This window comes from Desulfosporomusa polytropa, assembly GCF_055380075.1.
This window is the reverse complement of record NZ_AP042400.1, coordinates 2,833,143-2,849,250: the sequence shown is the minus strand read 5'-3', so window position 1 is coordinate 2,849,250 and position 16,108 is coordinate 2,833,143. Positions and strand designations below refer to the sequence as shown.

General features: G+C 42.8%; 12 protein-coding genes. All 12 read left to right on the top strand.

The window, feature by feature from the left end; genetic code table 11:
- The first annotated feature begins 47 nt into the window (after positions 1 to 47).
- The 12 genes from ACZ449_RS15250 (at position 48) to ACZ449_RS15195 (ending at position 15,779) form a co-directional block, all read left to right on the top strand.
- Positions 48 to 1,325 (top strand): ABC transporter ATP-binding protein, encoded by a 1,278-nt coding sequence (locus tag ACZ449_RS15250; protein WP_464256917.1) that lies wholly within the window; start codon positions 48 to 50, stop codon positions 1,323 to 1,325.
- Between the two features lie 31 nt (positions 1,326 to 1,356).
- Positions 1,357 to 4,227: a rhamnan synthesis F family protein gene (locus tag ACZ449_RS15245; protein ID WP_464256916.1), complete on the top strand. Its 2,871-nt coding sequence runs from the start codon at positions 1,357 to 1,359 to the stop codon at positions 4,225 to 4,227.
- A gap of 152 nt (positions 4,228 to 4,379) precedes the next feature.
- On the top strand, positions 4,380 to 4,514 hold the full coding sequence (locus ACZ449_RS15240) for a hypothetical protein (RefSeq protein WP_464256915.1): 135 nt from the start codon (positions 4,380 to 4,382) through the stop codon (positions 4,512 to 4,514).
- Between the two features lie 75 nt (positions 4,515 to 4,589).
- Positions 4,590 to 6,134: a hypothetical protein gene (locus ACZ449_RS15235; protein ID WP_464256914.1), complete on the top strand. Its 1,545-nt coding sequence runs from the start codon at positions 4,590 to 4,592 to the stop codon at positions 6,132 to 6,134.
- Between the two features lie 27 nt (positions 6,135 to 6,161).
- Positions 6,162 to 7,115 (top strand): glycosyltransferase family 2 protein, encoded by a 954-nt coding sequence (locus ACZ449_RS15230; RefSeq protein WP_464256913.1) that lies wholly within the window; start codon positions 6,162 to 6,164, stop codon positions 7,113 to 7,115.
- On the top strand, positions 7,105 to 7,845 hold the full coding sequence (locus ACZ449_RS15225) for a class I SAM-dependent methyltransferase (RefSeq protein ID WP_464256912.1): 741 nt from the start codon (positions 7,105 to 7,107) through the stop codon (positions 7,843 to 7,845). The genes ACZ449_RS15230 and ACZ449_RS15225 overlap by 11 nt, the downstream gene beginning before the upstream one ends.
- 30 nt (positions 7,846 to 7,875) lie before the next feature.
- Complete coding sequence (locus tag ACZ449_RS15220) at positions 7,876 to 8,541, top strand: acetyltransferase (protein WP_464256911.1); 666 nt, start codon at positions 7,876 to 7,878, stop codon at positions 8,539 to 8,541.
- A gap of 50 nt (positions 8,542 to 8,591) precedes the next feature.
- Positions 8,592 to 10,361 carry an HAD-IIIC family phosphatase gene (locus ACZ449_RS15215; protein ID WP_464256910.1) on the top strand — a complete coding sequence of 590 codons (1,770 nt, stop codon included), beginning with the start codon at positions 8,592 to 8,594 and terminating at the stop codon, positions 10,359 to 10,361.
- Positions 10,351 to 10,617: an acyl carrier protein gene (locus ACZ449_RS15210; protein ID WP_464256909.1), complete on the top strand. Its 267-nt coding sequence runs from the start codon at positions 10,351 to 10,353 to the stop codon at positions 10,615 to 10,617. The genes ACZ449_RS15215 and ACZ449_RS15210 overlap by 11 nt, the downstream gene beginning before the upstream one ends.
- Complete coding sequence (locus tag ACZ449_RS15205) at positions 10,614 to 11,306, top strand: WbqC family protein (RefSeq protein WP_464256908.1); 693 nt, start codon at positions 10,614 to 10,616, stop codon at positions 11,304 to 11,306. Before ACZ449_RS15210 ends, ACZ449_RS15205 begins: the two co-directional genes overlap by 4 nt.
- Positions 11,307 to 11,324: 18 nt before the next feature.
- Positions 11,325 to 12,467: a dTDP-4-amino-4,6-dideoxygalactose transaminase gene (gene rffA / locus ACZ449_RS15200; protein WP_464256907.1), complete on the top strand. Its 1,143-nt coding sequence runs from the start codon at positions 11,325 to 11,327 to the stop codon at positions 12,465 to 12,467.
- 405 nt (positions 12,468 to 12,872) lie between these two features.
- A complete protein-coding gene (locus ACZ449_RS15195; protein ID WP_464256906.1) occupies positions 12,873 to 15,779 on the top strand; it encodes a beta strand repeat-containing protein in 2,907 nt (968 codons plus the stop codon).
- Positions 15,780 to 16,108: the final 329 nt, after the last annotated feature.

Sequence of the window (16,108 nt, the reverse complement as noted above, 5' to 3'; positions counted from 1 at the left end):
CCAAACGAAAAAGCTACACAGCATTTTAAACAGAGGAATAAAATAGTATGAACACATCTAGTGTTATCCGAGTACAGAATTTATCCAAAACATACAAGTTATACCATAAACCGGTAGACAGGCTCAAAGAATCCATTCATCCCTTTGGCAAAAGTTATCACCACGAATTTTATGCTGTCCGTGATGTATCCTTTTCGGTTAGGCAAGGTGAAATGGTGGGAATTATCGGCAAAAATGGGTCAGGAAAATCGACCTTGCTCAAAATGTTGACAGGAGTACTTACACCCTCTGCCGGTGATATTCAAGTGAATGGGAGGATATCCTCATTACTTGAATTGGGTGCGGGGTTTAATCCGGAATTTACTGGTATGGAAAACATATTTTTTTATGGCATGATTACAGGCTTTACCAAGGAAGAAATGGAGCAAAAAGTCAATGCCATTTTGCAGTTTGCCGATATCGGCGAATTCGTTCATCAGCCTGTAAAAACATACTCCAGCGGGATGTTTGCCCGCTTGGCTTTTGCAGTAGCAATCAACGTTGAGCCAGATATTCTGATTGTTGATGAGGCTTTGTCGGTAGGAGATATCTTTTTCCAGGCAAAGTGTTATCAAAAATTTAATGAATTTAAAAAACAAGGCAAGACCATCTTGTTTGTTACCCACGATATGAGCAGCATCGTCAAGTATTGTGACCGTGCCATTATCCTGAATGAGGGAGTGCTGGTCAAGGATGGGGCACCAGCTCAGATGGTGGATATTTATAAAAAGATACTGGTAAATCTTTATGATGATTCCCCAGAAGATACGCAGGGGGGGGGATTTACAGAGGCTGATGATACTGTAGTGTGGAGAAACTTCTATTCTACCAATACCAACGCCCTTGATTATGGCAACGGTCAAGCTGAAATAATCGACTTTGCCATCATTGATGATCGTAATCAGTTTACAAACACGATACACAAAGGAAGGTCATTTCAATTAAGGGTAAAAATCAAGTTTCATCAGACGGTGTATGACCCCATCATTGCTTTCACCATTAAAGATACAAAAGGAACAGAAATCGCCGGTACCAATACACTGCTTGAGAATCTTTCTACAGGGGAAATTTTGGCCGGTAGAGTGATAGAAGTATCTTTTTCCCAAGCTGTTCATCTGCAAGGAGGCAGTTATATCATATCGCTTGGTTGTACTGGATTTGCAGGCGGTGAGTTTGTAGTTTATCACAGACTGTATGATATTTTAGAACTAAATATCATATCAACTGCTAACAAAGTGGGTTTCTTTGATATGAATTCGCAAATTGAGATAAAAAAACTTCAGTAGTATTCTATTACCAAAAGGGGTTAAAGCAGAAGTGTTGCATTTTTCTTCGACAACTATCAAATACATCAAAAAAATATATAAGGTATTGCCATTACATCCGGCTCGGAAAGAAAAAGTCAAAGATTTCGTTTATACCTATTTTGGTTTTATGCTAAGAGATACCTTAATGTATCGTATGTGGCAAGTGTATAAAAAAAACGGAGGTTACCCACAGGATAGCCAGTTGGCTGCTGGGGGAACGCAAGTCGTTTATGAATTTACTCAGGAACTTGACAATAGTCAGCCAGGTAAAATAGGCATTCATGTACATCTGTATTATATCGATCTATTGGATGAATTTGTCAGATTTTTGGCCAACATGCCTTTTAACTATGATTTATATATATCCATTACCGACGAGACTCATCGCGAGCCAGTAAGCGCAAAGCTCCGCCAACTGCCATATCTGCAAAAATTCAAAATTGAAAAGGTAACCAATCGCGGCCGCGATGTAGCCCCCTTGTTGGTGACCTTTGCCAAAGAATTGTTACAATATGACTTCATTTGTCATATTCACACTAAAAAATCATTGTATAGCGGGAAATCCCAGGACAGTTGGCGCCAGCATTTATTGCATAATTTGTTCGGTAGTGCCGATATTATTAAAACCATATTTACCATTTTTAAGCGGCATAAAACAGTTGGCTTGGTATATCCGGAAACCTATAATGAACTGCCATACTGGGGGCACACCTGGCTTTCTAGTAAATCTGTGGGAACAAAGTTTTTAGCCAGTTTGGGGATTGCCCTCGATGGAGCAGCCTATATTGACTATCCTGCCGGTACTATGTTCTGGGCTAAGGCCAAAGCAATTCAACCTCTCTTGGCGTTAGGACTTAGCTACCAGGATTTTGCCGAAGAAGCAAAGCAGACAGATGGAACACTGGCGCATGCAGTGGAACGTTCCCTGGTTCCGGTTGTCAGGCAGCAGGGTATGACTTTGTGTGAAATAAATTGTGAAAATAACCTATACCGCATTGGTACTGGCAGTAAAAACCTGTGGCAATACTGGCTCAAAACCAAGAATGATATTGCTACAATGCCTGATACGGATATTGTGTCTTTCGATATCTTTGATACCTTGGTGACAAGACCATTATTGGACCCTGACGCCGCTTTCTTATTGGTGGAGCATAAAATACGGCAACAATTGAATATGACCATTGAATATGTACAAAACCGCAAGCTGGCCGAAGGCGAGGTGCGAAGCAAACAGGAGTTTAAGGGCGATTGCTCCATTGACGAAATCTATCAGGAATTTGCCCGGTTAACTAAGCTGCCCCAAGAAACTTGCGAGACCATTAAACAGATGGAAATACAAAACGAAATAAATATCTGCATCCCCAGGAAAGACATGGTGGATATATTTTATCAATTGAAAGCAAACGGAAAAAAGATATGGCTGGTTAGTGATATGTACCTTTGTAAAAACCATATAGAGGCTATTTTGGACAAGTGTGGCATTTCCGGGTATGATGAATTATTAATATCCTCCAACCTTGGCAAACGTAAAGACACCGGTGAAATGTGGACACATGTCCAGAAGTGTACGGCTGGCAAACAGTGTCTGCATATCGGAGATAACGAACACTCTGACATTCAGATGCCAACAGACCGGGACATTGCCAATTATCATGTTATGTCAAGTGCTAACTTGTTTTATCAAACCAGCTTGGGGACGGTTATTCATAAACATCGTCGTTCGCTGCAATGGGGAGATTCTGCTTTGTTCGGTACTATTGTAGCCCAAAAATTTAATAGCCCGTATACCCTTAACCAAACCAATGGCAAATTCCAAATCACTGATTTTCATTCTCTGGGATACGTGATTTTTGGACCTGTTATGTTATATTTTATTGTGTGGCTGCTAAGATACATCAAAGAGGATAATATTAGCAAAGTATTATTTTTGGCAAGAGAGGGATATTTACTGGAAGAATTGTTTAAGATGGTTTACCACTGCAGTGGTGTAGCTAAAGGCAATTTACCAGTTGACACCATGTACTTCCTGACATCCCGTCGCGCCAGTTCGGTGGCTGCCATCGCTGAGGAAGCCGATATTGATGCTCTACTGTCAACTACCTATAAGGGTACTGTTGCCAATCTTTTGGTCGCGCGCTTTGGCATACAGGTTGGGGATGATACCGATGAACTTAAGCAGGTTATAGCCTTGCCGCAAGACTATAAAATGGTAAAAGCGATCTTGTCAGACTACCAAGACACAATTCTAGAAAACGCCAAGACAGAGCGAGAAAACTATAGCGGGTATTTGGTGGAGAATGGTGTTGTGTCAGCAGATCACATTGCTGTTGTTGACCTAGGTTATTCAGGAACGATACAATATTACATATCTAAACTTTTAAAGTCCTCCACAACAGGTTACTACTTTGTTACGAGTAATGACCAGAAAGCAAACAACTATCGTGGTAACGTGATGAAAGGCTGTTTTGGGGAAGGGGAAGAATATCTAACAACGTCAAAGCCGGTTTATAAATACCATCTTGTTCTGGAAAGTATCTTAACTTCACCTGACGGGCAATTTATTGGATTTGGCCGTAATGGAGACATCCTTCAGCCGCAATTTGGTAAACCCGGCTACTCACAGCAAATATTTGACCAAATTAGTCAAGTGCATCAGGGGATTAGGGACTATTTTAAAGATGTATTGGATCAATATGCCGACTATGTACTGGACATGCCTGTCACAGAGGAAATTATTCAGGAATACTTTGCTATGATCTTCCAAGATGAAACATTACTAGCAGAAGACATCAAAAAAGCCTTTTTTGTGGAAGACAACTATTGTTCATCAGAAGAGATTACCGTTTTCGATTTCTATCGCCAATTGTGGCGACAGTCATAGCCTGCCATGAGCTTGTGTAAACTGTACGGGGGAAGTGAGGAAGACAATATGCGTCAATCATATCAAATTGCTCTTTTATCACTTATATTTTCCGGTATCTATTGGCTGTTCTGGGGCAATATTGGTCTTCGGCCGGCAGATGAAGGTTTTTTATGGTACGATTCATATCAGGTTGTGCATGGCTAATATGTACTATTGCCGATGGCGATCAACAAATACTGGCTATGGCCAAAGTCGTGACTATAACCAAACAAAAGCAAGGACAGAGGGACAGGGACATGTCCTGATCGAATCGCATTATGATTTTTTCATAGATTGCTACTGCGTGACAGGGCTTGAGCGTTAGGAGAGTGTGATCACGTTTGAAACTAAAACAGTATATTTTTATTACGGTTATCAGTATCGTAATGGCCTGTCTGTATTGGCAGCTGTGGGGTAATATCGGCCTCAGGCTTGCGGACGAAGGCTTATTATGGTATGACTCTGTTCGGACTCTGCATGGGGACATTCCCATGCGTGACTTGCAATCTTATGATCCAGGGCGTTACTACTGGAATTCCTTTTGGATGAACTGGATTGGTGAAGGTATCCTTGGTGTTCGTATATCCATCCTTATTTTTCAAACCATGGCCTTTGCTTGTGCTATGCTGATTTTAAAGAGAGTGGTTAAGTCCTGGTGGATGCTTATGCTTTTAGGGGTTGTTATCGCCACTTGGATGTTGCCTATACACAAAGCATATGATCATTCACTTTCCATTTTTTCCGTATATGTCGCCGTGCTGCTCCTCGAAAAACCAGTAGTGCAGCGATATTTTATGACCGGACTCTTTATTGGGTTAGCAGCTGTTTTTGGACGCAATCATGGCTTCTACAATCTAGTGATTTTTGCTATCCTTAGTGCCTACATTTATTTTAAAATAAATAAAAACCAAACCATCGCCAAATTACGGGCCATGGCCGGGGGCATTATTATTGGCTATTTGCCAATGCTTGTCATGTTGGCAGTCATACCTGGTTATTGGGAAGGGGCGTATGCCTTTCCTTTTCGCTATATGTTTAATATGCACGCTACGAATATTGCGCTGCCGATACCTTGGCCTTGGACCGTAGACTATGCACATTTGCCCTTGGTTTATGGGATTAGCTCTTTTATTATTGGTACTTTGTTTATACTTATTCCGGTATACTATTTTTGCACAGCAGTGTGGCTTATCAGACTTAAGCATACCGGGATAAGCAGCCAGCAGCCCGTTCAGTCCATCGCTATCGCAGCATGGGTAACTGGTATTGTGTACATACATTATGCGTTTTCACGAGCTGACATCGGACACTTGGCATTAGGTATACACCCCTTTCTGCTTTCGATAATGGCTGTCGTTATCGGCGGAGTCCGTAATACAGGTGCTCGTATACTTGGTATATTGATGCTAGTAGTGATGACTGCTTTTTCTGTTGGTCTTTTTACACCCTACTATGCTATGCATAGCGGTGCCCCCGGTAGTTGGCAACAGAAGCAAGTGCAAGGCGATACCTTATGGCTGGATAAAGATACTGTCGCTATAATCGATGCCACAACCGCTCTTAGTCGTCAACTGGAACCAGGACAAACCATGCTCATTGGACCACACTGGCCGGGGCTATATGCAGCCGTTGGACTGCCGTCGCCAGTATGGGAAACCTATCTTCTCGTCAATCAACTACCTGATAAGCAAGAGCAAATGATTGAGCAAATGAAAAAGCATCAAGTAAAATACGTTATCCTCGGCGATGTTCCATTAGACGGAAGAGACGACTTGCGTTTTAAAAATACCCATAGTTTGCTGGATAGATACATTCAGGCTAATTTTCACAGTATCGGCAGCAAGGGTTTTCCTGCTAATTATCAAGTTCTGCAGGTAAATCCTTAGATAGATAACAATAATAGAAGGTGCAGCATGGAGTCAGCGATTGAGCTAAGCATTGTAACCACACTATATAAATCCCAATCTTTTGTGCATGAATTTTATAGCCGTATGATTGCGGAAGCCGAAAAGCATACCTATTCCTTTGAACTGATCTTTGTTGATGATGGTTCCCCAGATGCGTCCGGGGAATGTGTCAGAGAATTGATAAAGCAGGATTCTAGGATAATTTTGGTTGAACTGTCAAGAAATTTTGGACATCACTATGCGGCCTTAGCAGGACTAAAACAAGCAAGGGGACAAAAGGTCTTCCTGATTGATTCCGATCTGGAGGAGCAACCGGAGTGGTTAGGCATATTTCAAAAAACAATGCATACAAATCACGCGGATGTGGTTTTTGGAGTGCAAAATGCGCGAACTGGGAGTGCTTTTAAAAAATATTCCGGAGAACTATTTTACAAAGTTTTTAATAGAGTATCAGAGATAAAAATTCCGGAAAACGTGTGCACAGTTCGCTTAATGACAAACAGATACGTAAAAGCCTTGACTCAGATAGAGGATAAGAATTTATTTCTAGCTGGCATTTTTTCATGGACAGGCTTCAAACAACAGCCGCTTATTGTGCAAAAAAACATCAGTAACCGTCATTCGAACTATAATATTATCAAATTGATGAGCCTGTGTTTAAATGCCATTACATCCTTTACCAGTTATCCGTTAAAACTGATTTTTTTTGTAGGATTAGCTATATCCACGTTTTCCGGACTTATAGGAAGTATGATGCTTGTTGAAAAAGTATTGCATTCAGAAAAAGTTTTGCTTGGCTATTCCTCGATTATGGTTTCCATCTGGTTTCTAGGTGGATTGATTATTCTGTTTGTTGGTACCATTGGCTTATATTTATCAAAAATGTTTACAGAAGTAAAAGGACGGCCTCAATTTATTATTCGTAAGATTTACAGGAGCGAAGAAAGCAATGAAAAATAAGCTAGATGAGTTAGCAGGTGCCTATGTTGAAACAAGTGATTTTTATCAGGATAATGTATTAATGCTTGATTGGTACGCTCGACGGATGGTCAGTACCCTGCAAGAACATAACTATCGTTCTATGATTAGTTTAGGAATAGGGCACACCATAGTGAGCACAACAGTACTGGAAACAATGTCAGAAACATTAGAACAATACTGGATAATTGACGGTTCGGCTGAGATTATTGCAAACTTTAAAAAGAATAATAGTCTGCCTGAACAAGTTTGCCTTGTAAATGAGTGGTTCGAAAATTTTGTTTTGCCGCATAAAGTGGATGCAATTGAAATGGGATTTGTTCTTGAACATGTAGATGATCCTTTAGAAATACTAAAACAATATGCCCAATTCTTAAATCCTGGGGGTACTCTGTTTATCGCGGTTCCCAATGCCAGCTCGCTCCACCGGATCATTGGCTATGAAGCAGGTCTGCTTGATAATATTTACAATCTCAGTCCCCAGGATATCGGTTATGGGCATAAACGGTACTTCGATATTCAATCCCTAACCGAGTTAGTTCATACAGCCGGGTTGAAGATTACAAATACCGAAGGCTTGCTGCTCAAACCCATTGCCACTTCCCAAATGAAAGCCTTACAATTAGCACCGGAGGTTATGACGGCACTAATGAAAGTGGGAGTTAAGTATCCGGAATTGTCAAATGCAATTTACATGGAAGTTACGATATAATGTGAAGCACATAAAGAAGGAGGCCAGACGGTGAAGGATGTTGTCATATTTGGTATTGGTGAACTTGCCCAGTTAGCCTATTACTTCTTGAAAAACGACAGTGATTACAATGTGGTGGCCTTTACCGTTGACCGGCAATATAAAAAGCAAGAGACATGCTTCGATTTGCCTGTTATTGACTTTGAAAATGTGGAAACGATATATTCCCCTGCGTCAGTGGGAATGTTCGTTGCTGTCGGTTACAATCAGTTAAACAAAGTCCGCGCTCAAAAATGCCAGGAAGCTAAAATGAAAGGCTTTTCCTTAATCAGCTATGTTAGTTCCCAGGCCACAATCTGGCCGGACAGCAAAATTGGCGAGAATTGCCTTATAATGGAAGCTGCTGTTATGCAGCCCTTTGCTGCAATTGCAGATGGTGTTATTCTGTGCAGCGGAGTTCATATTGCGCACCATACTGTAATTGGCGAGTACTGTTTTCTTGCGGCGAACTGTGTGATTGGCGGCAATACGCGGCTAGGCCCGTACTGTTTTGCCGGTATGAACGCGACAGTGCGTGAACATATTTCGGTGGGACAATCCTGCCTGCTTGGAGCAGGTGTTCTGTTGCTTACAGATGCTCCCCCAGGCAGTGCCTATGTAGTTCAAGGTACACCGCAAGCTTCATTCGGTAGCCGCATAGCGAAAAACTTTCTTTAAAAGAAAACATACGAAAGCGAAACATTGAACCGTTAAAGGTGGAATGGCAGATGGATTTCCTTGAACTGATGAATACAGTCAACGAATTGGAGAAAAAAGAACAATCCTTTGATAAAAAAATAAAACTTGCTTTTTTGAGAAATTTCACCATTGAAGGGATAAAACCGTTTCTGCAATATCATTTGTACAAAACAGAAATTTGCCCCGAATTTTTTTTTGGTGGATATAACACCATGCATCAGGAACTATGGGACGAAACATCAGGTATCAGTCGCGGCGTAAAAGATATCACAGTAGCAGCATTAACCCTGGAACAAATGGAACCTGACTATAATTTGCCAGGCTGGCAAAGTCATCAAGTCAAAGAGCAGCTGTCAGACCTATTTACCCTCCTCGCTGGCAAGAGCCGCTCTTTAGTAATAGTGAATACCTTCTTATTGCCCTTTTACTCCGAAACAGGCATAGCTCATTCCCTAGATAATGATAATCTAACCTGCAAAATTGCTGACCTGAATCAGTTCATCAGAAAGTATGCGCAAGCTCATGCCGGTCAATTTATTGTCGCCGACTGGGAAAATTTCCAACGGCAAATTGGCGAACAAGACAGTATGGATTACAGGAACCAGTATATGTTCAAAGCGCCGTTCAAACCAAGCTTTTTGAATGCCTATGCGCTGGAAATTGCCAAAAGTGTTCGTGCCTTACTTGGTCAAACAAAAAAATGCCTGGCACTTGACTGCGATAATACCTTATGGGGCGGCATCATTGGTGAAGATGGCATACACGGCATAGCCCTTGATCGGAACGAATATCCGGGAAACATCTATTACGAATTTCAAAAGACAATCCTTCAGCTTCAGGAACGGGGCGTTTTAATTGCGCTGTGCAGCAAAAACAACGAGTCTGACGTATGGGACGTGCTGGATAAACACCCCCACTGTCTTATCAAACGCTCCCATCTGGCCGCCTGGCAGATCAACTGGGACGATAAAGCGCAAAACCTAAAAAACATAGCGAAACAACTGAACATAGGCAATGACAGCTTTGTGTTTGTCGATGATAACCCGTTGGAATGTGATATAGTCAAAAAATTCCTTCCGGAAGTTACTGTATTGCAAGTACCTAAGAAAATGTATTTATATCCTAAGCTGCTATTCACAGAGGGTTTGTTTGATACCTTAACGATCAGTGCTGAAGACCGAAACCGCACAGCCATGTACCGGCAGGAGCAAAACAGAACACAGCAGCAACAGAAGTATCAAGATATAAATGAATATTTAGCTACCTTGCACATGGAAGCCCGTATCAAAAGGGCAGACAGTCAGCAAATACCGCGGATTGCCCAGCTGACCCAAAAGACAAACCAATTTAACCTGACGACCAGACGCTATTCCGAAGCGGAGATTGAAAACTTCCTCCGATTACCGGAACACTATTTTGTTTTTACACTGCAGGCTGCTGACAAATTTGGTGATTTAGGTTTGACCGGGGTCTTTATCGCCCAAAAGCAGGGACAGGAAGTTCATATTGATACATTTTTAATGAGCTGCCGTATTTTAGGAAGGAAACTGGAACAAGTATTTTTGGGACATTGCCTGCAAATAATCGAACAGCAATGGAAATTTTCACAGTGGCGGGCACAGTATCTGCCAACAGCCAAAAATCGGCAAGTCGCCAACTTTTGGCAAGAGATGGGCTTTAATGAAATAATGGCAGCCTACAGGTCTGAGAGCAAGGAATATATACTCGGCAAAGGCCAGCAACAGGCAATGGACGTACCGTTTATTACGATTGTGGAGGAATCATACAATGGCACCTGAAAACAAGCAGCTAGTCATTCAACAGCAGCAGGTGAAAGCCGTTATGGCGGCTGTGCTAAATGTGGACATAGAAACAATCCGCCCCGAAGCAGCCAGAGAACAGTTTGCAGCCTGGGACTCACTGACACAAATCAGACTAATTGCGGCTTTGGAAGAACAATTTGCGGTGGAATTCAGTGATGAACAAATAACCGGGCTTATCAGTTATCAGTCAATCTGTCAGGCTATTGCGGCACTAAATAAGGAACAACGATGAAAAAAGTTGCTGTACTTCAGTCCAACTATATACCTTGGCGCGGCTACTTTGATCTCATACATGATGTGGATAGCTTTCTCTTTTATGATGATGTCCAGTATACCAAAAATGATTGGCGCAACCGCAACAAAATTAAAACCCCGCAAGGTACAGTCTGGCTGACCATTCCTGCCGGTTATGATTGTACCCGTTTGATTTGTGAGGTAGAGCTTGCCGACCATACCTGGCAAGCAAAACACTGGCGCACCATTTGCCAGTATTATAGCAACGCCGCCCAGTTTGCCCGCTATCGTGAGTTCTTTGAACATGTCTATTTGGAATGCCGCTGGCAATCCTTATCAGAACTCAATCAATATCTGATCACTACCATAGCCCGTGACTTTCTGGGAATAACCACTCGCTTTGAGGATTCCCGTCATTACCAGCCAGCCGGGAAAAAGCTCAACCGTTTGCTGGATTTATTGGAAAAAGTCGGGGCTACCCATTATATTTCGGGCCCCTCGGCGCAAAATTATATTGAAACTGACGCATTTACCAACAAAGGGATTGCGCTCAGTTACAAAGACTATGCTGGCTATCCTGACTATCCCCAATTCTTTCCGCCTTTTCGTCCGGATGTCTCCATCCTAGATATGCTGTTTCAGTTAGGATCGGATACGCCTGAGTATATCTGGGGTTGGCGCCCATAATAGAGGAAGGTGGGTATTATGTTACCATTTAACAAGCCATATGCTACAGGGAAAGAATTTGACTATATTCGTCAGGCCATTGCTAATGGTCATTTGTCAGGCGACGGAGAGTTTACACGCCGCTGCCATAACTGGTTAGAGAGCACGATTGGCAGTGCCAGGGCGCTACTCACCCATTCCTGCACCGCCGCTTTAGAAATGGCGGCGATACTGGCCGACGTCCAGTCTGGTGACGAAATCATCATGCCGTCCTTTACCTTCGTCTCCACCGCCAATGCCTTTGTCCTACGCGGTGGTGTGCCTGTGTTTGTGGACATTCGTCCTGATACCCTCAACCTGGATGAACGCCTGCTGGAGGCCGCCATTACCCCCCGCACCAAAGCCATCGTCCCCGTACACTATGCCGGTGTCGGCTGCGAGATGGACGCCATCTTAGATATTGCTGACCGCCATAACCTCCTGGTCATCGAAGATGATGCCCAGGGGATTCAGTGTACGTATAACGGAAAACCCCTCGGCAGTATCGGCCACCTGGCCGCCCTGAGTTTTCACGAAACCAAGAATATTATCGCTGGCGAAGGCGGGGCGTTACTCATTAACGACCCTGTTTTTGTTGAACGGGCCGAAATTATAAGAGAAAAAGGCACCAACCGCAAACAGTTCTTTCGTGGCCAGGTAGACAAATATACCTGGGTGGATATCGGCTCCTCCTATTTACCCAGTGAAATCATCGCTGCCTTCCTGTGGGCGCAAATGCAGCAGACCGATGAGATTACTGCTGAGCGGCTGGCTATCTGGCAGACCTACCATGTTGCTATGGAACCCTTGGAGCAGTGCAGTCTACTGCGCCGTCCCATCATACCAAGCCATTGCCAGCATAACGCTCATATGTACTATATTATCCTCAATACCAAAGCCCTCCGTGATCAGTTACTCCAGCACCTGCAGGAACAGGGCTTTGGTGCTGTCTTTCATTACATACCGCTGCATAGTGCTCCGGCTGGGCTTCACTACGCACGCACCCCATTTCCGCTACCCCATACCGACGCCGTGAGCGCCTGTCTGCTGCGCTTACCGCTATGGCTGGGTATGACAACAAGCCACAGCCAAGCCATCAGCCAGACGATCACCCGCTTTCTAAAAAGAACAAAAGCTAAATGACATTATTTACAAAATAAATCTAAACAAAAAAAATATATAAAAAAAAAGGAAATCTCGCTTTTTTGTAGAAATTAATCCAATAGTTACCTAACTAATTGACTCAAACAGTTTAAATCAATTACCTGACTCTGTAGTGTCAGTACTTGTGCAGAGTATTTGTAAAAACGTAAAACTGCAGACGATACGTATAATTTGCTAAAAAAGTTATATAATGCGAAATATGGTATTTATTTTACCAGCATTGTGTGATACAATTATCATTGTATAATTTTGAATTACTATTATACGTAAACTTCGTCGTTATTTCGATGAAGGAGGTATGTTTATAGGAGTTACTTTGGTTTTTATGGTATGCTTTTGATGCCATTAGAATAGTTTTTTAATACGAAAGGGGATTTTTAAAGAATGGCTACAGCTATAACTAATGCAAGTTTTTCCAATGGTACATATGTGGTTCCGGCTGCTGGTGATTATTCGTACGCTGACGTAACTGCTACCACTGGTGGAGAGAAGATTATTCTTAGTGCAGGTAATGATACTTTAACTTACGCCGCAGCAGTCACTGATGCCCAAACTACCTATGCTGGTGCTGGCAATGACAGCATTGATGGTGCTCTTCTTACAGTGAAGTTAACTGCTTATGGTGGCGATGGTAATGATTCTATTGCTGGCGGTACTGTTGATGATGTTCTATATGGCGGTGCTGGTAATGACTCGATTTGGGGCAATGCAGGCGCTGATACTTTGTATGGCGATGAAGGCGCTGACATCCTAGTTGGTGGCGCTGGTGCTAACAAATTGTACGGCGGAGCTGGCAATGACTTCTTAGACAATAGTGCTGGTACTGTCGTTGCTGGTTATCTGAGCGGTGATGATGGTAATGATACTATTATTGGTAGTGCTTTGGGTGATAGCATCTACGGCGGAGCTGGTAATGACATAGTAACTATTGCTACTGGTACTGTTGGTAGCTTAGTGGATGGCGGCGACGGTAATGATATCTTGACTGCTAATCCTAATGCCGCTGCTGTAGGCGATACCCTCTTGGGTGGTGCAGGCGCTGACACGATTACTGGTGGCGTGGGTGCTGATTCTATCGTTGGCGGCGACGGCAATGATAAAATCGTTGCTACTGGTGCTGGTGCTGCTGGTGCTGACACTATCATTGGTGGTGCTGGTAATGAATATATTGATATAACTGGCAACACTGACAATGCTACTATCATTTTTGACGGTGGCGCAGATACAATTACTGGTGCCCTTGCTGGTGATAAAATTAAATTCAATGTGACTGCTGACAAGCTTAGCTTTGCATATAATACTGCTGGCAATGTAGTAATTACTGCTGGCGACGCTGGCACAGTGACCGTTGATGCTGCTACTTTAGGCACTGCCACTATCAATGTGAAGAATGCTGATGGCACTGATACTGTTTTTGGTGCTAATTTTGGTACTACTGCTGATGATACTGCTGCTACTGATGTAGATATTGCTGCTTATAAAAATAGCTACGCTTTTGCTGGTAATGACGAACTTAATGCCGCAACTGCTACTGATCTGAATAAAGCCACACGGATTGACGGCGGTGCGGGCACAGATACTATTACTACTGCTGCTGCAGTCGGTGCTGTTAGTATTAACCTGTATGACAGCAAATTTGTTAGTGTTGAAAACATTAATAATGCTGTCAATGGTGTTGGTGGTTCTTACCTCCGCGGTGACAAAGCCGGCACTAATAACTTAATTACAGCTACTAATGCTGTAGCTCCTGGCGCAACTGGTGACCAATTGTGGGGCGGTACTGCTGGCACTGGTACTGGCGATGCCGATACTTTAGTTGGTGGTTCAGGAATTGATACCTTCTGGTTTGGTAAAGGCGACGGCAAGGATATTGCGAGTGGATTCACTACTAATGATATTATCAACTTGTACAATGTTAGTCGTAATGACCTTACCTTTACTCGTTCCGGCAATGATTTGTTAGTAGCTATCAAAGGTACTACTGATGTACTGACAATCAAAGGCTACAATGTAGCTGGCGCGGCAGCTCTTACCTTCAAAGATGCATCTGGCGTATTTACCTTCAGCTATACTGATGCCACTGATACCACGAAAGCTACTATTATTTATGATCCTGCTGCTACCACTATTGCTGGTTCAGACGGCGTTACCGATACTGTGAAAATCGCTGCTGCTCCAGATAGCCAAATTAACCTGTTTGATGCTAAATTTGTTAGCATTGAGAACATCGACCACAGTACCAATGTCAATGCTGCTTATCTGCGCGGTGACAAAGCCGGTACCAATAACGTGATTACAGCCGGTATTGGTGGCGATAATATTTGGGGCGGATCAGGCGCTGACAGCGATACCTTGGTTGGCGGTATTAATGCTGGTGCTCTTGCTGGTAATGATATCTTCTGGTTCGGTAAAAACGACGGTAATGATGTAATTACTAGTTATCAGACTACTGATGTTGTAAATCTATACAATGTTGGGTCCGCAAGTGAACTGACCTGGACTCTTTCCGGTGACAATCTTGTCGGTACTATTGCCGCTACCGGGGATTCCGTAACTTTGGTTGGCTACAATGCAGGTGCTGCTGCTGTAAGTCCGACATTCCAACTGAGTGATGGCAGCCAATTTGCCGTAGCTGTTGGCACAGATTCAGCTGAAAATATTACTTCTACTGGTGTTGTAGTTGCTGGTGCCGGTAGTGATGTTATTACGAAGGATCCTCTTGTAGCCGATGTATACATTGATGGCGGCGCTGGTACAGATACCTACATCTTAGCTAATGCAGATTCTGGAGCGTCCATCAATCTTTATGACACTACCAAATTCAAAAGCGTAGAAAACGTGACGAATACTGGTACTGTATCTACGTACCTGCGTGGTACTGTGGACAATAACATTCTAACAGCTTCTGCTACACTTAATGCTGTTGGCGACGAATTGTGGGGCGGCACAGGCGGTAACGATACCATGGTTGGCGGCGTTGGTGCAGACAGCTTCTGGTTTGGTACTGGCGACGGCAAAGATGTTGTTACCCAAACTGCCAACGCTGCTGGTTTAGTTGATAAAGTAATGCTCTACAGCGAAGGCTTAACTTCTTCTAATGTAACTGGCACTGTGGTAAATAATACTAATCTGGTATTAACCCTTGCCAGTGGTGAAACACTTACCATTAACGGGTTTAGTACTGCTACTCAATATGTATTCGGATCTACCGCTAATCCGGATAACAGTAATGTTTATACAGTTGAATTAAATGCTGATCTATCCTTCAAAGGATTTAAAGCAGCAGTATAACAACGTTAAATGATTATATCCGGTACAGTAGCAATACTGTACCGGATATTTTTTTGGTCTACCAGAATTTATAAAAAAACTCTGTTGACATAAGAAAGACTAAGCATCTGTCAGCGTCCTAACTGACTTGGCACAAGCCAAGTCTTTCTTATCTTATCCAAAGGGCCGGATAGAACGACTGAGTTTTCTGCCAGAGTCCCAAGAATTTGGCTTGTGATTAGTAGCGGGCTTGCTAAAGAGTAAAGCAGCAGATTAAAATGCAGGAAAAGGGAGCTTTTGTATAGAATCTTATAAGCTATAGAATAAAGCGAGTATTGTTTCGCTGAGGA